Consider the following 19,192-nt stretch of genomic DNA (forward strand, 5'->3'; position numbering starts at 1 on the left):
AGGAAAGAATCGGTCGGCTATCAGGCCGCCATCGCTGGCAAGCCAGCTCCCACAGTTTGATCCGGGTGGATCAGAAGAATACTCGTCGGCGTTGAGGCCGCCATCGCCGGCAGGCTCGCTCCTACAGTTTGAGCCAGGTCCCCAGCACCCACAAAAAAGCCCGCTGACCATTACCGGTTCAGCGGGCTTCTTCACAACCAGGCTTTTAAATTACAAAGCCATATCACTCGCAGCATTGGCCTTCGGCGCAGCCTTTTCAGCGTCAACCGGAGCAGCCGCCGGAGCCGCCATCTGGCCAATCACTGGCGGTGGAGTCAGCTGCAATACCTTGGCGGTATAGGCCCACTCTTCGGCAACCTTCTCAGGACTGCCGTTGAGCTGAGTGCCATAGCTCGGCACGATCTGGTGCAGCTTTTCCTGCCAGGCCGGCGTTGCGACCTTGTCCTTGAACACCTTCTGCAGCACGGTCAGCATGATCGGTGCGGCTGTCGATGCACCCGGCGAGGCGCCCAGCAGACCGGCGATGCTGCCATCTTGCGAAGCGACGATCTCGGTGCCCAGTTTCAGCACGCCACCGGCCGCTTCATCACGCTTGATGATTTGCACGCGTTGGCCGGCTTGCCACAGGCGCCAGTCTTCGGCTTTGGCGTTCGGGAAGTATTCTTTCAAGGCGTCGAGGCGGTCTTCGTCAGACAGCATCAGCTGGCCGGCGAGGTACTCGACCAGCGGGTATTCCTTGATGCCAACCTTGGTCATCGGCCACACGTTGTGCGTGGTCGTGGTGGTCAGCAGGTCCAGGTACGAACCTTCTTTCAGGAACTTGGTGCTGAAGGTCGCGAATGGGCCAAACAGGATCACGCGCTTGCCGTCCAGGACGCGGGTGTCCAGGTGCGGAACCGACATCGGAGGAGCACCGACAGACGCTTTACCGTAGGCCTTGGCCAGGTGTTGCTCGGCGATGGTCGGGTTTTCGGTCACGAGGAACGAGCCGCCAACCGGGAAGCCAGCGTATTCCTTGGCTTCAGGAATGCCCGACTTCTGCAGCAGGTGCAGGGCGCCGCCGCCCGCGCCGATGAACACGAACTTGGCGTCGGTTTCGGACTTGCTGCCGTCTTTGAGGTTTTTGTAGCTGACGCGCCAGGTGCCATCGTCGTTCTTGGTGATGTCCTGCACTTCGCTGGACAGCTTCAAGTCGAATTTCGGCGTGGTCTGCAGGTGCGCAACGAACTGACGGGTGATTTCGCCGAAGTTCACGTCGGTGCCGATCGGGCTCCAGGTGGCCGCGATTTTCTGGTTCGGGTCACGCCCTTCCATCATCAGCGGGACCCACTTCCTGATCACAGCCGGGTCTTCGGAGTACTGCATGCCAGCGAACAGCGGGCTCGCTTGCAGCGCTTCGTAGCGCTTCTTCAGGAACTTGATGTTGTCATCGCCCCACACGAAGCTCATGTGCGGTGTGGAGTTGATGAACGAACGCGGATTCTTCAACACGCCTTGCTGAACCTGCCAGGCCCAGAACTGACGGGAGATCTGGAATGCTTCGTTGATCTCAACGGCTTTCGGGATCGAGACTTTGCCGTTCTCGTCTTCCGGGGTGTAGTTCAGCTCGGCCAGGGCAGAGTGCCCGGTACCGGCGTTGTTCCAGCCGTTGGAGCTCTCGAGGGCGACGCCGTCAAGACGCTCGATCATTTCCATCGAGGTGCCCGGTTCCAGCTCATTGAGCCAGACACCGAGGGTCGCGCTCATGATGCCGCCGCCGATCAGCAGTACATCGACTTTCTTTGCCTCTTCCGCTTGAACGGACGTGATCCCCATCGACAAAGCCAGCCCCAGCAGGGCCGTGTTCATTTTTTTAAACATCTGTAGCACCTATGATAAAACGCCATCCGCCCTGCCATCTTCAGTCTCGAGCCCCATGTTTCACGGCATTCAGGCAGGATGTCGTGGGGTGCTCGTGCATTGGATTGGAGGGTGGGCACACAAGGCCGATTGACTGTATCGACCTCAGTTTATATGTCCCTTCTGAACTGGTTTTTTATCTTTATTGGCTTCAGCTACTTGAGCGACAGTGATTCTGTTGGCGCGTCTCGAGGACACGCAAACTGAATAGGTCAAACCAAGTTGTTGCGAAGAATATCACGTCAGGGCAAACCCGCGCGTCTGTTCGCAACGTGTTGGTCCGTGCGCTGACTGCCCCGGCGCCGGCAGGTCTGGGTGTGGCGGGCGACTATACTCAGCGTTTTCCGATTGAACCCACGAGGACTCGTGATGAGCGATGAAGTCGATCTGCGCAAATATTCCTCCCAGGTGGTTGACGGCGTAGAGCGTTCACCCGGGCGCGCCATGCTGCGAGCGGTAGGTTTTACCGACGACGATTTCAAGAAGCCGCAGATCGGGATTGCCTCGACCTGGGCGATGGTCACGCCCTGCAACATGCACATCGACAAACTGGCGCTCGAGGCCGAACGGGGTGCGAATACCGCCGGCGCCAAGGGCGTGATTTTCAACACCATCACTATCTCCGACGGCATCGCCAATGGCACCGAAGGCATGAAGTACTCGCTGGTGTCGCGGGAGGTGATCGCCGACTCGATCGAAGTGGTGGCCGGTTGCGAAGGCTTCGACGGGCTGGTCACCGTGGGCGGCTGCGACAAGAACATGCCGGGCTGCCTGATCGGCATGGCACGGTTGAATCGCCCGTCGATCTTCGTCTACGGCGGCACCATCCGTCCGGGTGCCGGCCACACCAATATCATTTCGGTGTTCGAGGCGGTGGGCCAACAGGCACGCGGTGACATCAACGAGATTCAGGTCAAGCAGATCGAGGAAGTGGCCATCCCCGGCCCCGGTTCCTGCGGCGGCATGTACACGGCCAACACCATGGCCTCGGCCATCGAGGCGCTGGGCATGAGCTTGCCGGGTTCCAGCTCCCAGGATGCGGTCGGCAGCGATAAGGCCTCGGACAGTTTCCGCGCCGGCCAGCAGGTCATGGAGCTGCTCAAGCTGGACCTCAAACCGCGGGACATCATGACCCGCAAGGCGTTTGAAAATGCGATCCGCGTGGTGATCGCCCTCGCCGGCTCGACCAATGCCGTGTTGCATCTGCTGGCCATGGCACATGCCGTGGAGGTCGAGCTGACGCTGGATGATTTCGTCGAACTGGGCAAGGTCTCCCCGGTGGTGGCCGATCTGCGCCCGAGTGGCCAATACATGATGAGCGAGCTGGTGGCGATCGGCGGCATTCAACCGTTGATGAAGCGCATGCTCGACGCCGGCATGTTGCACGGCGATGTGCTGACCGTCACCGGCAAGACGCTGGCGGAAAACCTGCAAAACGTGCCCGACTACCCGGATGGCCAGGACGTGATCCTGCCGTTTGATCAGCCGGTCAAAAAGGATTCTCACCTGGTGGTGCTGCGCGGCAACCTGGCTCCCACCGGCGCAGTGGCCAAGATCACCGGCAAGGAAGGCCTGCGCTTTGCAGGCACGGCGCGGGTTTACCACGGTGAGGAAGGCGCGCTGGCGGGCATTCTCAACGGCGAAGTCAAGGCCGGTGACGTGATCGTGATCCGCTATGAAGGGCCCAAGGGCGGACCGGGGATGCGCGAGATGCTCTCGCCGACTTCAGCGATCATGGGCAAGGGATTGGGCAAGGACGTTGCCCTGATCACGGATGGGCGTTTTTCGGGCGGCTCACATGGCTTCGTGGTAGGTCATGTGACCCCGGAAGCGTTCGAGGGCGGTCCGATTGCGCTGGTGGAAGACGGTGACCGGATTGTCATCGACGCCGAAACCCGCCAGATCACTGTCGATGTTTCCGACACTGAACTGGCCGAGCGCAAGACCCGCTGGGTGCGGCCGGAATCCAAATACAAACGCGGGGTGCTGGCCAAGTACGCGAAGACCGTGTCCAGCGCCTCGGAAGGCGCCGTCACGGATAAGTACCTTTAAACTGCTGCGCTGACCGAACTCTTGCTCTCACCAGCAGATTCGGTCCTCAGGCGTTCGGCTGATAACCGAATATCGATTTCACTTCCAGGTAGTCCTCCAACCCGTAGACGCCCCACTCGCGACCATTGCCCGATTGCTTGTAGCCGCCGAAAGGCGCGCCATTGTCGGCTTTGCTGCCATTGAGGTGGACCATTCCGGTGCGCAAGTGCCGAGCCACTGAACGCGCGCGCTCCAGCGTACCCGCAGTGACATAACCCGACAGGCCATAAGGGCTGTCGTTGGCAATGGCCACCGCTTCGTCTTCGCTGTCATACGGGATGATCACCAGCACGGGCCCAAAGACTTCCTCCCGAGCGATCGGCATGTCTGCAGTGACATCGGCGAACACCGTCGGCTTGACGTAATAGCCTTGCAACACGCCGTCGGGGCGGCCAACACCGCCGCACACGGCGTGCGCCCCTTGTTGCAGGGCGGTGCCGATCAACGCCTGGACCCGCTCGAACTGCGCCTGATTGGCCAGCGGGCCGATGGCCGTGGACGGATGGCTGTCATCGAAACAGACCTCGGCGGCGACGTGCCTGGCCATGTCGATGGCCTGCTGCTGCAGCGCGCGAGGAATCAACAATCGGGTCGGCGCATTACAGGATTGGCCGCTGTTGCGAAAACAGCTGCTGACCCCATGGCGAACGGCCGAATCAATGTCCGCATCGGCCAGAATCAGGTTGGCCGACTTGCCCCCCAGCTCCTGGGAAACCCGCTTGACCGTATCCGCCGCCGCCTTCGCCACGGCGATGCCCGCGCCCGTGGATCCGGTGAACGACACCATGTCGATGTCAGGGTGCCGGGCGATGCCGTCACCCACCGTCGGGCCGTCGCCGTTGACCAGATTGAACACGCCTTTGGGCACGCCGGCCTGATGAAGGATATCGGCCAGCAACATCGCCGAGAGTGGGGCCTTTTCACTGGGCTTGAGCACCAAAGTGCAGCCAGCCGCCAGCGCAGGTGCCAGCTTGCAGGTCAGTTGGTTAAGCGGCCAGTTCCACGGCGTGATCAGGCCACACACGCCGATCGGCTCGCGGCTGATCAGGGTGGTGCCATGGGGCCGGTCGAAGTCATACGTGCGCAACACCTCGAAGGCTCGTTGCAGATGGCCCAGGCCCGCCGGGACATGGGCACTGCGCGCCAGTGAAAGCGGCGCGCCCATTTCCTGGTGCACGCACTCGGCCAACGCCTCGCTGTGTTTTTCATAACCCTCGATGATTGCTGCCAACAGCTCCAGCCGCTGCTCACGGGACCATTGCGAGTAACCCGTAAAGGCTCGTCTGGCGGCCGCCACGGCGCGGTCCAGATCAGTGCGCGAACCCAGGCTGATGACGCCGACGGACCGCTCGGTCGAAGGGTCGATCACCTCCAGGGTCGCGGCGCATTCAGGTTTGACCCACTCGCCATCGATGTAGAAATCCAGGTAGTTCATCGTGTCTCCTCAGGCGGTTTGATCGAGGGCGCTGCGCAAGGTGTCGAAGATCAGGGCAATCTGCTCTTCGGTGACGATCAGCGGCGGTGACAACACGATATTTTCGCCCGAGGCACGCACGAGCAGACCCGTGTCGAAACAGCGCTGGGCCACTTCGGCAGCCCGTGCGCCCGGTGCCTGGTCACGCGGTTTGAGTTCTACCGCGCAGAGCATGCCGATGGCGCGAACGTCGAGCACCAGGCCCTGCTCACGCAAGGCGAGCGCAGTGTGCTGCCAGGTCGGCGCAACGCGTTGTACGTGCGCGTTGATGCCCAGTTCCTCATGCACCGCCAAGGTCGCCAGACCCGCCGCACACGCCAGCGGGTGCGCAGAATAGGTATAACCGTGCATCAACTCGATGGCTTGCTCGGGACCGTTCATGAATGCGTTGTACACCGCACCGCTCACCAGCACGCCGCCCATCGGTACCGCACCATTGGTCAAGCCTTTCGCCAACGTCATCAAGTCCGGCGTTACACCAAAGACTTGAGCACCGAAGCTGTCACCCAGTCGACCAAAGCCGGTTATCACCTCGTCGAAAATCAGCAGCACGCCATGGCGATCGCACATTTCGCGCAGTTTTTGCAGATACCCGACTGGCGGCGCGTAGACTCCGCCAGACCCGGTGACCGGCTCGACAATCACTGCCGCCACCGTGGCCGGGTCATGGATCTCCAGCAGCTGCAGCAAGGCGTCCGCGTAGTGCGCGCCTTGCTCAGGCTGGCCGGCACTGAATCTAAGGCTGGCGTCGTACGGCAACGGCAGGTGCGCGACATCACCCAGCAACGGCCCGAAGTCGCGCTTCTGACGGCCGATACCGGACACCGACAGACCACCAAAGCCCATGCCGTGATACCCCTTGGCGCGGCCGATCAACTTGGTCCGGCGACAGTCGCCGCGAGCCTGATGGTACGCACGGGCAATCTTCAGCGCGGTGTCCACCGCCTCGGAACCGGAGTTGGTGAAGAACACCTTATCGAGGCCCACCGGCGCTTTCGCGACCAATTGATCGGCCATGTCCAGCGCCGCCGGGTGACTCATCTTGAACGAGGAAACGAAGTCCAGACGCCCCGCCGCTTCACGAATCGCTTCCACAATTCGCGCCTGTCCGTGACCGGCGTTGACGCACCAGAGCCCGGCCATGGCGTCCAGCACCCGGCGGCCGTCCGTTGTGGTGTAGTGCATGCCCTCGGCGCTGTCGAACAGCAGTGGCTGGCGGTTGAATTGACGCATGGCCGTAAAGGGCGCCCACAGCGCCGAAGTCGAGGTGTGGTTCATAGGTTTGCTCCTAAAATCGTAGGCAATTCAGATCCGGGTACCGGTCAGTGTCGGGCGCTGCATCGATCCGGCATTGGTGTTGACGCCGCGATCGAACAGCAGGCGGCCCCCTTCCAGGCGGCAGCTGACGTGATCGCCGAAAGCGGTTTCGACAAACCGCCAGTCCATGCGCAATTCGCCCTCTTCAGTCCAGCGAGCGTGAGCGATGACCGGGGTCTGTTCCGGTTGATATTGATGGTGCAGATAATTGCCGGTGAGGCTGGTGACGGACTCGACCGGCTGCTGCAAACCGACGCGCAGGCGGTGGGTGCCACGGTGGTCGACCAGACTGAAGTCGCAGTAGTCATCATGAAAATCGAAGGCCAGTTCGCGAACACCGTCCTCATTGGGCTCAATGCTGAAACGACCTTGCAGTTCGGCGGCGTGCGGCGATCCGCTCAGGCCCTGCAGCGTGGGCAGACGCAGGCCATCGATCAGCGCGTCGAGTTGGGCCTGGCTGGCCTGGGGATCCGTTGCCTCACGCCCCAACCCCGGAAACAGCCGTTCCCAGATGGCCGCGTGCAAACGCCGCTCGCCCAGACGCAGGCCGCAGGTGAAGGCGATGACGGTGTCCTGTTCGGGCAACACGATGCAGTACTGGCCGAAAACCCCCGAAGCGTAGTAACCGCCATACGGAGTCATCCACCATTGATAGCCATAGCCTTCACGCTTGGCTTCATTGGCAGCATCCTTGTTACGGGGCAGGTACTGCTTGCCGTCGAATTCGCCCATCCAGACATCATCGACCTGATTGCGTGTGGCCTTGGCGATCCACTCCGGCGACAGCAGCTGGCGCCCTTGCCACAGCCCCTTGTTCAGGTGCAGAACACCAAACTTCAGCGAGTCTTCAGTGGTACAGCTCAGGCCGTTACCGCCGGAGTTGAACCCACCGGGGGCGAGGTCCCATTCAAGTTTGTCGAGGCCCAGTCGATCCAGCACCCGTTCCTGCAACAGCGCGTGCATGGTTTGCCCGGTCACGCGGGTGACAATGGCCGACAGCATGAAGCTCGAGGCGCTGCTGTAGATGAACGATTTGCCAGGCGGCTCATCCACCGGCTCTTGCAAAAATGCCTCGATCCAGCTGGTTTGCAGGTTGCGCCAGGCCCCACCGGAAATGCCCCGTTGGTGCCCGGTACGCATGGTCAGCAGGTCCTCCACGGTCATGGCGGCGAGATTCGCGCTGACCTCGACCGGGCACAATTCAGGGAAGAAACTGACCACCTTGTCCTCGAGCTTCAGGCGGCCATCATCGACCAGCAAGCCGACGGCAGTGGCGGTCCAGCTCTTGGTCGCCGAATGCTGCACATGCATGCGCCGGGCCGAGTACGGCTGCCAGAACGCCTCCGCCACCACCGCACCTTGGCGGTAGAGCATAAAGCTGTGCACTTCAAGGTCGGCGCGGGTGATCGCTGACAGAAAGTCCACGATGGCGCCGGCGTCGACGCCCCGTTCATGAGGCAAGGCTCTGGGCAGGGGTACATAGGTCATAACAAAGCGTCCTCAAAAATTGCCGCTCATGGGCCGGCAATGTTTTTATATTCGAAATAATACAGCTGAATATTTACTGATCACTGCATAAATGTATTTGTACTGCCTATAATTCCGCTCAAGGCCACATCGAAGCTATTTGCTGTTTTCGGGTATCCTTCCCTCCCCTGTCACAGGAACGACAACGCGCCATGTCTCAACTCACCTCGCTGCAGACCAAAGTCGCCGGCCAGATTCTTTCCGCCATCCAGTCGGGCGACCTGCAACCCGGTACCCATCTCAAGGAAGTCGAACTGACGCAGCGCCTGGGCGTGTCCCGCTCGCCGATTCGCAGCGCGTTGTCGTACCTGGCCGAACAGCAACTGATCGAACCGTTGCCCCAACAGGGCTTTCGCGTGCCGTTGCACACCGCTACCGGTCTTGCGCAGCAGGTCAGTGAGCTGCACAACGAGGAGGACGAGCTTTACACCCGCCTGATCGATGACCGGCTGAACCAGGTCCTGCCCGACCAGATCTCCGAAAGTGATCTGCTGCGGCGTTATGGCGTGGGCAAAAGCGTGTTGCGTCGGTGTTTGCTGCGCCTGTCCGATGAGGGCGTGATGCAGCGCCGACACGGGCATGGCTGGTTGTTCCTGCCGACGTTGAGCAGCCCGCAGACCCGCTTCGAGAGTTATCGTTTTCGCATGCTGCTGGAGCCATCCGGCTTGCTCGAACCGACCTTCAAGATCAATCCGGAACAGTTCCGCCGCTGCCGTGAACGCCAGCTCGAACTGCTTGAAGGACAGGTCGACGGACAGCGTTTTTTTGAAAGCAATGCCGAGTTCCATGAGCTGTTGGCGGCGGCGTCCGGCAATACCTACATCCTGCAGGCGATCCAGCAACAGAACCGGTTGCGGCGTCTGACCGAGTTTCATTCGGCAAGCAACGTCGAACGGGTCAAGGTCTCGTGCCGCGAGCACCTGGCGATTCTCGATGCCCTGGAGCAAGGGGATAACGAATGGGCGTCCACCCTGCTGCACCGACACCTGGAAGTGGCCAGCAAAATGGGCGTTGCACGCAACAAGGCTTAGCGCACGCGAACCCGAATGGGAACTGCGGAGCGACAATTCAATCTGCTCGCGAAGCTGTTGCTTTGGCTTTGGCTTTGGCGTTGGCTGTTGCTGTTGCTGTTGCTGTTGCTGTTGCTGTTGCTTTGGCTTTTGATCTACCTGCCCCATTCCAGCAGGCCGAACGCAGGCGTTGCGCAGGGGGCAGCTCGGCATGGATGCCGAGCTAGCCGCGCACGGCCATGGATGGCCGATCGCGGCGTGCCCCCGGAGCAATGCCGGAGTGAGGGAACCCCGAGCCCCAGCGAGGGGCCGTATGGTGGGGCAAGACTTTTTGGTTCCTTTTGGGGCGTTTGCCAAAAGTGACTCGCTGTAAGAGCGAAACCATAAGTAGCCGTTACCGCAGAAACGGATATGTACACCAGCAGAAAATGTATCAGCTGCCAGGCCGCCATCGCGAGCAGGCTCACTCCTACAGTTTGAATGCGGAACATCCTTGAGAGATGCGGCGGCTGCCAGGCCGCCATCGCTGGCAAGCCAGCTCCCACAGTTTGAATGCGGAACATCTTTGGGAGATGCGGCGGCTGCCAGGCCGCCATCGCTGGCAGGCCAGCTCCCACAGTTAACGAGAGTGTGCCCGACGGACCGGGGTTGCTCGTCAAGCCGCCATCGCAACAGCGCACTCATTACCAGAGCGCCACGGTGTAACCGACGATCAGCCGGTTTTCATTCATGTCACGCAGGTAATTGGCCTTGCTCAGCCCATTGCGCCACCGCAAAGAAACCCCTTTGAGCGCCCCGGACTGAAATACATACCCCAGGTCGATATCACGCTCCCACTCCCGCCCCTCCCCCGCAAAGCCCAACACCTGCGCCTGATCACCCTTGGCCCAACGCGTCGAAAACGTCAGCCCCGGAACACCCAGCGCCGCAAAATCAAAGTCGTAACGCGCATGCCAGACCCGCTCATTGGTCTGCGAGAAGTTACTCAGCTGATACTCGGAAAAGAGATAGGTATTAGTGCCATCAACATAGGTGAACGGCGTATCACCGAACTGTTCCTGATAACCGCCGCCCAGGCTGTGCCCTTTGTAGTTATAGGCAACCCGCGTACTCAGCGCGCGGTTATCGACCTTGCCCGCCAGGCCCGCACCCGCCTTGTCCGCGTCGAAGTAACGGATATCAGTTTTCAACGTGCCGCCGCCCAACGCAAAGCTGTTCTTCAACCCCACGTAATGCTGCTGATAGATGTCTTCCAGTTGAGCAAAGTGATACGTCAGCGTCAGGTTCGGATTGACCTTGTAATCACCCCCCATGAAGCGGAACTGATCGCTTTTCGCCGAGCTCTTGTACGCGCCGCTTTGACTGGTCAGCCCCATGTCTTCGTACTCGGTCGATTCGCGCTGCTTCGTCCGGTCAATCTGGCCACCGGTCAGGTTCAGGCCGGTGATATCGGCGGACGTCACCTGAGTGCCGCGAAACGTCTGCGGGAACAATCGGCTCGTGTTGGGCTGCAAGGTCGGCAGGTCCGGCACCAGGTAGCCGCTGCGCAGTTCGCTCTTGGCAAAGCGCATCTTCCCGGTCACACCCAGCTTGGAGTATTCATCGTGGGCGCGTTTGACGTAGCTCGGTTGACCGGGCTCTGGCTCGTTGTCTCGCGACAGCAGGCCGGAACCGGAGCGGTCGGGGCTGGAGTCGAGTTTGAGGCCAAGCATGCCGACCGCATCGACCCCAAAGCCGACGGTGCCTTCGGTGAAACCCGACTTCAGATTGAGGATAAAACCCTGGGCCCACTCCTCGCGTTTCGATTGCCCGGCGTCTTCACGGTAGTCGCGATTGAAGTAGTAATTTTTAAGGTCCAGATCAGCCTTGCTGTCCTTGATGAAATCGGCCTGGGCCGGCACGCACATGAGGCCGCCCCCCATCAGGCCCACGCTCTTCAAAATCAGGTTGAAGTTGTTGTTATTCATTGTCTTGGCTCCTGGCAGTCGTGATTGTCGAGTCGGTCTTATTGTTTTTTCGGGCATGACCTCTCCCATCGCGCCAGTGTCGAGGCTGCCGCGCGGGGTGCAGTCAGGGTGTTAAATCAAAAGTTGGCAGGTCGTATTCGGTAACCGCCGTCAACGAGCTTTTCCAACGGGCTGGCCGCCGCGAGCAACTGGCGCGTATAAGGGTGCTGCGGATGGTCGAAGATCTGCTCGCGCCTTCCCACCTCCACCACTTCGCCCTGGTGCATGACGGCCACCCGGTGCGCAATGCGTTCAACGGCCGCCAGGTCATGGGAGATGAACAGACAGGCAAAACCGTACTGCGCCTGCAAGCGCTCGAACAGCTCGAGAATCTGCTTCTGGATCGTCATGTCCAGGGCGGAGATCGGCTCGTCGGCGATCACCAGTTGCGGGTGGCGAACCAGCGCCCGGCCAATCGCAACACGCTGGCGTTGCCCCCCGGAGAGCTGGTGGGGAAACCGGTCGACAAACTGCTCGGCCAGCCCGACATCTCGCAGGGTTTGCGCCACTCGTTCTCGCCGCTGCTCCACATTCAGCCCCGGCTCATGGCGCAACGGCTCTGCCAGAATCTCACCGATTTTCATCCGCGGATTGAGGGACGAATAAGGGTCCTGAAAGATCATCTGGCACTGCAATCGATGGGTGCGATTGGCGGCCTTGAGAATGTCCACGCCCTTGAAGCGTATTGCACCGGAACAGGGCTTGATCAAGCCCACCAGCGAGCGGCCAAGGGTGGTTTTCCCCGACCCGCTGCCGCCCACCAGTGCCAGGGTTTCACCCGGTGCAATCGCCAGGCTGGCCGAATGCACGACACGCTTGTACTGGCGTTTCCCCCAGAACGAAGTGGGTCCGGGATGTTCGATACAGACCTGATCGACTTCCACCAACGGCCCGCTGCTGGCCGGTAGCGGCGCCAATTCACCACGGCGGGGCAACGCTTCCAGCAACTGTCGGGTGTACTCGGCCTTGGGGGCCAGCAGGATGTCCTGGATGGAGCCCTGCTCTACCGATTTGCCGTGGCGCATCACCACCACTTTGTGGGCATAGCGCGCCACCAGCGACAGGTCGTGACTGATGAACAGGATCGCCGTGCCTTGCTCCCGGGTCAGTTCGAGCATCAGCTCGATCACGTCCAGTTGCGCCAGGCAGTCCAATGCGGTGGTCGGCTCGTCGGCAATCAACAGGGCCGGACGCAACAGCATCACCGAGGCCAGCATGATCCGTTGGCGCATGCCGCCGGAGAACTGATGCGGGTACGATTCCAGGCAACGTTCGGCGTCTTTGATACCGATGCGTTGCAGCATCGTCACGCAGCGCTCGCGGATCTGCGCGGCATTCAGATCGGTGTGCAGCTGCAGGGCTTCGCTCATCTGCTGACCGATCTTCAAGGCCGGATTGAGCGACACCATCGGTTCCTGAAACACCATGCCGATACTCGCCCCACGAATGGCCCGAAGCTGCGCGGTGTCGAGGTTGACCAGATCGCGGCCCTGGAAATCCAGCCGTCCGCCACAGACTTGCATCGGCTGAGGCAGCAGGCCGATCGCTGCCCGGGCAGCCATGGTCTTGCCGCTGCCCGACTCGCCGACCAGGGCCACAATCTCGCCCGGTGCGACGCTGAAGCTGAGGTCGTCGACCGCCAGCGTGCCATGCTCACCCACGCGAATTTTCAGGTTTTCCACGTTCAGCAAAACGTTGTCGGCTGACATGCTCATTTCCTCATCCTGGGGTCGAGACGATCACGCAGGGCATCGCCGAACAGATTGATTGCCAACAGTGCCAGGCAGATGAACAGCCCCGGGAAGATTCCCAGCCAAGGCGCCGAGGCGATGTACGGCCGACTGCTGGCGAGCATGTTGCCCCAGGTCGCGGCCGGTGGTGGAACGCCCAGCCCGAGGAAGCTCAAGGCGCTTTCCGAGAGCAGCGCCCAGCCGAACATGCTGGTCGCCAGCACACACAGCGGCGCCAGGCAGTTAGGCGCGATATGGCGCAGCATGGTGTACAGCTCGGAGTTGCCGATCACGCGCGATGCCTCGATGTATTCCAGCTCGCGCAGCGACAGCACCGTGCCACGCACCACTCGCACCACCGATGGCGTGTAGGCAATGCCCAGCGCCAGAACGATGCCGTACTTGCTGGCACCGATGATTGCCATGATGCCCAGCGCCATGAGGATGCCCGGGAACGCCAGCAGCGCATCGTTGAACATCATCAGCAAACGGTCGGTCCAGCCACGCAGGTAACCGGCAAGCATGCCGATCAGCGTCCCGGCGAAGACCGCAACACTGACCGTCAGCAAGCTGATCCACAGGCTCGTACGGGCGCCGATCAGCAACCGGCTGAACACGTCGCGACCGAATTCATCGGTGCCCAGCCAATGCAGGGCCGATGGCGCCTGGAACCGCGACAACAGGTCGATACGCAGCGGATCGAACGGCGTCCAGACCAGCCCCAGCAAGGCCAGGAAAATCAGTATCAGCAGCAGGCTGCCACCGATCAGCGCGTTGGCGGGCGGCCAGGCGCGCGGGGGTTTGGCGGGCGTCTTCATGGCGCCGGCAGCGGGTGCCACGGGAAGATTCGAACTCATAACTTCACCCTTGGATCGAACAGCGGGTAGAGCAGATCCACACAAAGGTTGACCAGCACATAGATGAAGGTGATCAGCAACAGACAGCCCTGTAGCACCGGATAATCGCGGGCGAAAATCGCGTCCACCATCAGCCGGCCGATGCCTGGCAACGTGAACACGGTTTCGAGTACTGCAATGCCGCCCAGAAGGTTGCCCAGGATCAGCCCGACCAGCGTCCAGGTCGGCGCAAATGCATTAGGCAAGGCGTGCCGCCACAGCACTGCACGCTCGGACAGGCCTTTGGCGCGGGCATGGGCAATGTACTCAAGGCGCAGTACTTCAATGGTGCTGGCCCGAGCCATGCGAGTGATCGCGCCCAGCTCCACCAGTGTCAGGGTGACCACCGGCAACACCAGATAACTCATCGCTTTCCAGGGCGCCTCGGCAAAACTGACGTACCCCACCACCGGCAACCAGCCGAGCTTGATGCCGAAGGCGTGCAGCAACAGCAACCCGAGCCAGAAGCTGGGAATCGACAGCAGCAGCGTGGCCGTGGTGACCAGCCCCAGGTCCAGCGCGCTGTTCTGCTTCCACGCGGCAATCAGCCCGACCGGCACCGCAATCAGGGTGGCCAGTAGCACCGACACCAGAACGATGATGGCACTGACGCTGAAGCGCTCGAGAATCAGCGGCAACACCGCTTGTTTGGTGCTGATGGAGAACCCCAGATCGCCGCTGAGGACGGCTTTGATCCAGATCAGAAACTGGGTCACCAACGTGTGATCCAGCCCCAGGTTCTGGCGCATGTCGGCCAGGCTCTGCGGGTCGGCCATGTCGCCGAGCATCAACAGTGCCGGGTCACCGGGGATGAGGCGAATCAATGCGAACACCATCACCGAGATCAGTAACAGGGTCGGTATCGCCATCCCGAGTTTTTGCAGGATAAAACGCAACATGATCAGACTCCGCCTTACTGTGCCGCGAGGCTGACGCCCCACAGACGAGGCTTGGCCACCGGCCAGGAGTGATAGCCACGGACGCTGTCCCGTAGCGCGCCAATGATGGTGCCGTTGTAGATGATCACCATCGGCGTGTCTTGAATCATCATCTTGTGCAGCTGATCGAACAACGCCTGGCGTTTACCCGTGTCGCTCTGGCGCACGGCATCACGCAACAGCGCCTGGGCTTGCGGGTTGTCCCAGACCTTGCGCGGCTCCTTGCTCTTGTCGCCCATCAGCGAATCGAAGCCCAGCGCCGGGTCCAGCCGGGACGAATAGGAGAACGACATCATCTGGTAATTACCGCTTTGGTAACGCTCCAGCTGAGTGCCCCACTCCAGGGTTTCCATCTCGATATTCAAGCCACTGCCCTGCGCCATGGCCTGGCTCAGCACACCCATGTCGAACATTTGCTGATAGCGTTTGTTGACGATCATCTTGATCGGCTGACCGTGATAGCCCGCCTCTTTCAACAGGCGTTGAGCTTCCTGCGGATCGTATTTATAGCCCTGCCTGGCGGCGGCGCTATAGAAGGCACTGGTCTGCGGAACGGCCGAGTTGTTGGGCTCGGACAGCCCGTTGGACAAGGCGGTGACCATTTGTCCGTAGTCCAGGGAGTGCGCAATTGCCTGACGGATGCGCACATCCTTGAGCAACGGATCGTTGGTCTGGAACAGCAGTCCGCAGATCGCCATGATCGGGCTCACCGAGACCTGAATCCCCGGCAGTGTCTTGAGCTCCTGGGCATCGCTGGCGGTCACATCAGGCAGCAAGTCGATGTTGTTCGAGAGCAAGGCGGCCTTGGCCGACGAAGCATCGGGAATGATCATGAAGCGCAACACGTCGACCAACGCCTGCTTCTTGCCGGTGAAACCGTCCGGCCCGGCATCGTCACGGGCGCTGTAATCCTTGAAACGCGCCAACTCTACAGACTGGCCTGGTTTCCAGTCCGCCAGGGTGAAAGGACCGGTGCCGATGGGCGCCTTCCATTTGCCGTCTGCGGCCACTGACTCCGGGTGCAGAATGCCGCCACCGCCGCAATCCGGCCGCGCCATGGACGCGAGAAACAGCCCGCTTGGCTGGTCGAGCTGGAACACCACGGTGAGTGGATCGGGCGTGGTAATGCTGGTGATTTTCGCCCCGCCTCGGCCATCGAATTCCGCCAGGCAGCGCCACTGGGTCTTGGGGTTGAGGTAATGCTCCCAGGTCCACTTGACGTCGGCAGCGCTCAGCGTGGCGCCGTTATGAAAGTGCACCCCTTCGCGCAATTTGAAGGTGTAGGTCAGGCCGTCATCGGAGACCTGAACCTCCCGGGCCAGCAAGGGGCCGACGGACGCGTCTTCGCGATGGGCTACCAGACCCTCGACGATGTGCAGCATGACCGTGTCGGTATTTTCGTCACGGTTGACGCCCGGCTCGGTGCTGCGGATGTCGGCGTTGAGGCCGACTCGCAACGTGGTGGTGGCCTGGGCCTGCGCAAACGCAGCACCGAGGGCGACCACGCCGAGGGCTTGCAAGGTGACGCAGAGAGATTTGTTCAATATGCGATGCACGGGAGAGGTTCTCCTTCGCTGAAAAGTCCGGCCAGGGGCAGAGCCGGCTTCAAGCCTGTGTTTATGTCGTTTTTGTTATGGCCTGACCTTGATCAGCGCCGCATGCGATTTTGTTTTTTTAAATTCGCACGGACATATTCACAGCATGCTGATTGCTTGTAAATGTTTTTTTGAGCATATAAAAACATTGTTCGGTTTTTTTGCCCTCAACCCTCCCTCATGTGCAGCCGCCCGCTCAAAGCCTGAACCGATCCACCGACTGCGACAGCTTGCCTGCCAACGTGGCCAGTTCATCGGTCGTTGTGGCGGTCTGGCCGATGACTCGACTGTTGTCTTCAGACATGCCGGCGATCATTTCCACCTGATGGGCAATTTCGTTGCTGGCCAGACTTTGCTCGCCAATCGTGCGGCTGATGTCGTTGACCAGTTGAGTGGTGTTCAGCGTGGCGTCGAGAATTGCCCGGATCGCCCGCTCGACCTCGGCGGTAACGGCCATGCCTTTGTCGACCTGCGCAACGCCGGCCTCCATGCTGGTGACGGCTTCACGGGTGCTTAGCTGAATGCGCGCAACCATGTCGGCGATTTCCTGGGTGGAGGCGCTGGTGCGACCCGCGAGGCTGCGGACTTCGTCGGCCACCACGGCAAACCCGCGTCCCTGCTCACCGGCGCGCGCGGCTTCAATGGCGGCGTTGAGTGCCAGCAGGTTGGTTTGATCGGCAATGCCCTTGATCACCTGAATGATGCTGAAAATCCCTTCGGACTCTTTGTCCAGCGTGCGGATGACCTGAGCGGACTGCTGCGCCGAACGCGCGATGCCATCCATATCATTGACCACTTGGTGGATCACCCGGCCGCCATCCTTGGCCAGCGTTTCCGCCTGATTGGCCATGTTCAGCGCGCGCTCGGCGTGCCGGGTGATTTCCTCGATACTCGCGGTCATTTCGCTGGCTGCTGCGGCCATGGTGCTGGCGGCACTGCTCTGCTGCTGACTGCTACCGGCCACTTCATGACAACCACTGCTCAGACGCTCGCTCATGCCGCTCACGCCGTGAGCGTTGCTGCGAACCACCTCGATCATGCCGCGCAGGTCGCGCTGCATGGTCGCCAGGCTGCGGATCAAGGTGCTGGCTTCGTCCTTTGCGGTGGGCTCGACAATCGGCTCACTCAAATTGCCACGGGCGATGCTGTCGGCGATACGACTGGCCGATTGCAGCGGGCCCATGATGCTCAACATCACCCAGCGTCCCTGGGCGAGCAACAACAGCAAGCTGGCGATGAGCACGCCCCCCAGGGCCATGTTGGCGTTGCTGATGGCTTGCTGCGTGCCGACACTGGTCTGCTGTGTATCGGTTTCAATCAACTCGCTGAGGGCGGCCATCTGCCCCTCGAGCTGGCTGAACGCCGCGTTGAAGGTGCCCAGGTCTTTTTGCGCTGCGTCGGGATTTTCCAGCGCCAGCCCGACTATGCGTTCGGCCGCACTGATGTAGGTATCGAGGCTCGGCTTGACCTTGTTCAGCCCCGTCTTGATGGTGTCGTTGACCGGCAGCTTGAGGTTATTGCCCAACACCTCACGAAAACGCGCGGCATGTTCGTCGATGGAACTGCGCACCTCGGCTTTGCTGCTGGTACTTTTGCCCAACCCGACCAGCATCGCGGACAGGACGTCGGCGCGCAGGGCGTCATGCATCATGTCGGCTTCAAGGTGGTTGCGCAGCGCGGCCATGCTGACCTCATTGTCGCTTACCGCCCCCGCCATGTGCGTATTACCCAGATATCCGGCCAGGCTCATGATCAAGGCCGTGAGCAGGCCGGTGCCAATCAGCAGAATCAAGCGTAATTTTATCGACACTTTGGGCATTCCTGGTCAGTTGGGTAAAACCATGCGCGGATGGTTTCTCTGAACAGGTTATCGACCGGGTGAGCGGGTAATTGAAGGCGATTTCCAAACGACTGTTTCTTTACGACCTGCGACCCGGGTCGGCCAGCATTGCACGCAAAGTCATCGCGCTACTCACTGCAAAACCGCTGGCGGTGTTATCGAAGATGCACCAGATCACGCTCCCGGCTTGCGCCGCCTGGCGCATCTGTTGCGCCAGATTTTCCAGCCGGTCGCGGTCATAGTTGCTGTGATAAATGCGCGGGGAACCGTGCCAGCGCCAGTACTGAATCCCCGGCCAGCCGCCCGGTGCGTCACCGCCCGGGATCGGCGATGGATCAGCCGCCACTCGCCCTATGTGCTGTTCGACCAGTAGAGCATCGGCGTTCAGCCAACTGTCGTGCCGGGGCTCAAGCACCACAGGGCCAGCGTAACGCTGGCGCAACGCGCTAAAGAATGCATCGGCGACGGCTTCGTCATAGGCCAGCGACGGCGGCAACTGCACCAGTAAACAGCCCAGCGAGTCCCCGAGCGCGGTGCATTGGGAAAGGAATTCCTCCAGCAACGACTCGCAGTCCTGCAAGCGCTGAACATGGGTAATGAGTTTTGGCATTTTGACCGAAAACCGGAACGTCGCCGGCACCGATTCGGCCCAGCGCGCATAGGTTTGAGGTCGATGCGGGCGGTAAAACGAACTGTTGATTTCGACCGCCGTCAGTTGCGACGCGTATCGCTGCAGGTGGGTGCCGTCAGCCGTGAACAGCGGCCAATGCTCGCGAGGCAAGCTCCAGCCGGCACAACCGACGTAGACGGGTGGCATGTGATTGGCCTCGCTCAGTAACCGGTTTTTTTCACCTTAGTTCAATCGATTA

General features: G+C 60.9%; 13 protein-coding genes and 1 pseudogene. 2 read left to right on the forward strand and 12 right to left on the reverse strand.

Going from position 1 to position 19,192, the window contains the following annotated elements; translation table 11 throughout:
- Positions 1 to 210 precede the first annotated feature (210 nt).
- Complete coding sequence (mqo, locus tag AC3ZVB_RS28155; RefSeq protein WP_490148380.1) at positions 211 to 1,860, reverse strand: malate dehydrogenase (quinone); 1,650 nt, start codon at positions 1,858 to 1,860, stop codon at positions 211 to 213.
- Between the two features lie 408 nt (positions 1,861 to 2,268).
- Here mqo and ilvD point away from each other — a divergent pair, with 408 nt between their 5' ends.
- A complete protein-coding gene (gene ilvD, locus AC3ZVB_RS28160; protein WP_490148381.1) occupies positions 2,269 to 3,951 on the forward strand; it encodes a dihydroxy-acid dehydratase in 1,683 nt (560 codons plus the stop codon).
- Between the two features lie 46 nt (positions 3,952 to 3,997).
- On the opposite strand, the gene AC3ZVB_RS28165 is transcribed toward ilvD, so the two are convergent.
- Genes AC3ZVB_RS28165 through AC3ZVB_RS28175 form a run of 3 tightly spaced genes read right to left on the reverse strand, consistent with a single transcriptional unit; the run spans position 3,998 to position 8,269 of the window.
- Positions 3,998 to 5,425 (reverse strand): aldehyde dehydrogenase family protein, encoded by a 1,428-nt coding sequence (locus tag AC3ZVB_RS28165; RefSeq protein ID WP_490148382.1) that lies wholly within the window; start codon positions 5,423 to 5,425, stop codon positions 3,998 to 4,000.
- Positions 5,426 to 5,434: 9 nt separating this feature from the next.
- Positions 5,435 to 6,742 carry an omega-aminotransferase AptA gene (gene aptA / locus AC3ZVB_RS28170; protein ID WP_490148383.1) on the reverse strand — a complete coding sequence of 436 codons (1,308 nt, stop codon included), beginning with the start codon at positions 6,740 to 6,742 and terminating at the stop codon, positions 5,435 to 5,437.
- Between the two features lie 27 nt (positions 6,743 to 6,769).
- Positions 6,770 to 8,269, reverse strand: coding sequence for a serine hydrolase domain-containing protein (locus AC3ZVB_RS28175; protein WP_490148384.1), 1,500 nt, complete (start codon positions 8,267 to 8,269; stop codon positions 6,770 to 6,772).
- 191 nt (positions 8,270 to 8,460) lie between these two features.
- On the opposite strand from AC3ZVB_RS28175, the gene AC3ZVB_RS28180 reads away from it, so the two are divergent.
- Positions 8,461 to 9,339 carry a GntR family transcriptional regulator gene (locus AC3ZVB_RS28180; RefSeq protein ID WP_194693405.1) on the forward strand — a complete coding sequence of 293 codons (879 nt, stop codon included), beginning with the start codon at positions 8,461 to 8,463 and terminating at the stop codon, positions 9,337 to 9,339.
- Positions 9,340 to 10,001: 662 nt separating this feature from the next.
- Here the strand turns inward: AC3ZVB_RS28180 and AC3ZVB_RS28185 are convergent.
- The 8 genes and pseudogenes from AC3ZVB_RS28185 to AC3ZVB_RS28220 form a co-directional block, all read right to left on the reverse strand.
- On the reverse strand, positions 10,002 to 11,285 hold the full coding sequence (locus tag AC3ZVB_RS28185; protein WP_490148385.1) for an OprD family porin: 1,284 nt from the start codon (positions 11,283 to 11,285) through the stop codon (positions 10,002 to 10,004).
- Between the two features lie 116 nt (positions 11,286 to 11,401).
- Entirely contained in the window at positions 11,402 to 13,033 is a 1,632-nt protein-coding gene (locus AC3ZVB_RS28190; RefSeq protein ID WP_490148399.1) for an ABC transporter ATP-binding protein, read from the reverse strand.
- A 2-nt stretch (positions 13,034 to 13,035) separates the two neighbouring features.
- A complete protein-coding gene (locus AC3ZVB_RS28195; RefSeq protein WP_162440259.1) occupies positions 13,036 to 13,911 on the reverse strand; it encodes an ABC transporter permease in 876 nt (291 codons plus the stop codon).
- Positions 13,908 to 14,849, reverse strand: coding sequence for an ABC transporter permease (locus AC3ZVB_RS28200; RefSeq protein WP_162440260.1), 942 nt, complete (start codon positions 14,847 to 14,849; stop codon positions 13,908 to 13,910). The genes AC3ZVB_RS28195 and AC3ZVB_RS28200 overlap by 4 nt, the downstream gene beginning before the upstream one ends.
- A gap of 14 nt (positions 14,850 to 14,863) precedes the next feature.
- Complete coding sequence (locus tag AC3ZVB_RS28205; RefSeq protein WP_490148400.1) at positions 14,864 to 16,432, reverse strand: ABC transporter substrate-binding protein; 1,569 nt, start codon at positions 16,430 to 16,432, stop codon at positions 14,864 to 14,866.
- A 247-nt stretch (positions 16,433 to 16,679) separates the two neighbouring features.
- On the reverse strand, positions 16,680 to 17,543 hold the full coding sequence (locus AC3ZVB_RS28210; RefSeq protein WP_442966336.1) for a methyl-accepting chemotaxis protein: 864 nt from the start codon (positions 17,541 to 17,543) through the stop codon (positions 16,680 to 16,682).
- Positions 17,538 to 18,302, reverse strand: a pseudogene (locus AC3ZVB_RS28215) (MCP four helix bundle domain-containing protein); the annotation flags it as partial. The pseudogene AC3ZVB_RS28215 and the gene AC3ZVB_RS28210, both read right to left, overlap by 6 nt.
- A 100-nt stretch (positions 18,303 to 18,402) precedes the next feature.
- Positions 18,403 to 19,140: a DUF72 domain-containing protein gene (locus AC3ZVB_RS28220; protein ID WP_490148386.1), complete on the reverse strand. Its 738-nt coding sequence runs from the start codon at positions 19,138 to 19,140 to the stop codon at positions 18,403 to 18,405.
- Positions 19,141 to 19,192: the final 52 nt, after the last annotated feature.

It is taken from the genome of Pseudomonas sp. MDV22-iso1 (assembly GCF_058145095.1).

Excerpts from the sequence above, each read along its gene's own strand:
- mqo (WP_490148380.1), bottom strand. The coding sequence starts at position 1,860 with ATGTTTAAAAAAATGAACACGGCCCTGCTGGGGCTGGCTTTGTCGATG.
- ilvD (WP_490148381.1), top strand. The coding sequence starts at position 2,269 with ATGAGCGATGAAGTCGATCTGCGCAAATATTCCTCCCAGGTGGTTGAC.
- AC3ZVB_RS28165 (WP_490148382.1), bottom strand. The coding sequence starts at position 5,425 with ATGAACTACCTGGATTTCTACATCGATGGCGAGTGGGTCAAACCTGAA.
- aptA (WP_490148383.1), bottom strand. The coding sequence starts at position 6,742 with ATGAACCACACCTCGACTTCGGCGCTGTGGGCGCCCTTTACGGCCATG.
- AC3ZVB_RS28175 (WP_490148384.1), bottom strand. The coding sequence starts at position 8,269 with ATGACCTATGTACCCCTGCCCAGAGCCTTGCCTCATGAACGGGGCGTC.
- AC3ZVB_RS28180 (WP_194693405.1), top strand. The coding sequence starts at position 8,461 with ATGTCTCAACTCACCTCGCTGCAGACCAAAGTCGCCGGCCAGATTCTT.
- AC3ZVB_RS28185 (WP_490148385.1), bottom strand. The coding sequence starts at position 11,285 with ATGAATAACAACAACTTCAACCTGATTTTGAAGAGCGTGGGCCTGATG.
- AC3ZVB_RS28190 (WP_490148399.1), bottom strand. The coding sequence starts at position 13,033 with ATGTCAGCCGACAACGTTTTGCTGAACGTGGAAAACCTGAAAATTCGC.
- AC3ZVB_RS28195 (WP_162440259.1), bottom strand. The coding sequence starts at position 13,911 with ATGAGTTCGAATCTTCCCGTGGCACCCGCTGCCGGCGCCATGAAGACG.
- AC3ZVB_RS28200 (WP_162440260.1), bottom strand. The coding sequence starts at position 14,849 with ATGTTGCGTTTTATCCTGCAAAAACTCGGGATGGCGATACCGACCCTG.
- AC3ZVB_RS28210 (WP_442966336.1), bottom strand. The coding sequence starts at position 17,543 with ATGCAGCGCGACCTGCGCGGCATGATCGAGGTGGTTCGCAGCAACGCT.
- AC3ZVB_RS28220 (WP_490148386.1), bottom strand. The coding sequence starts at position 19,140 with ATGCCACCCGTCTACGTCGGTTGTGCCGGCTGGAGCTTGCCTCGCGAG.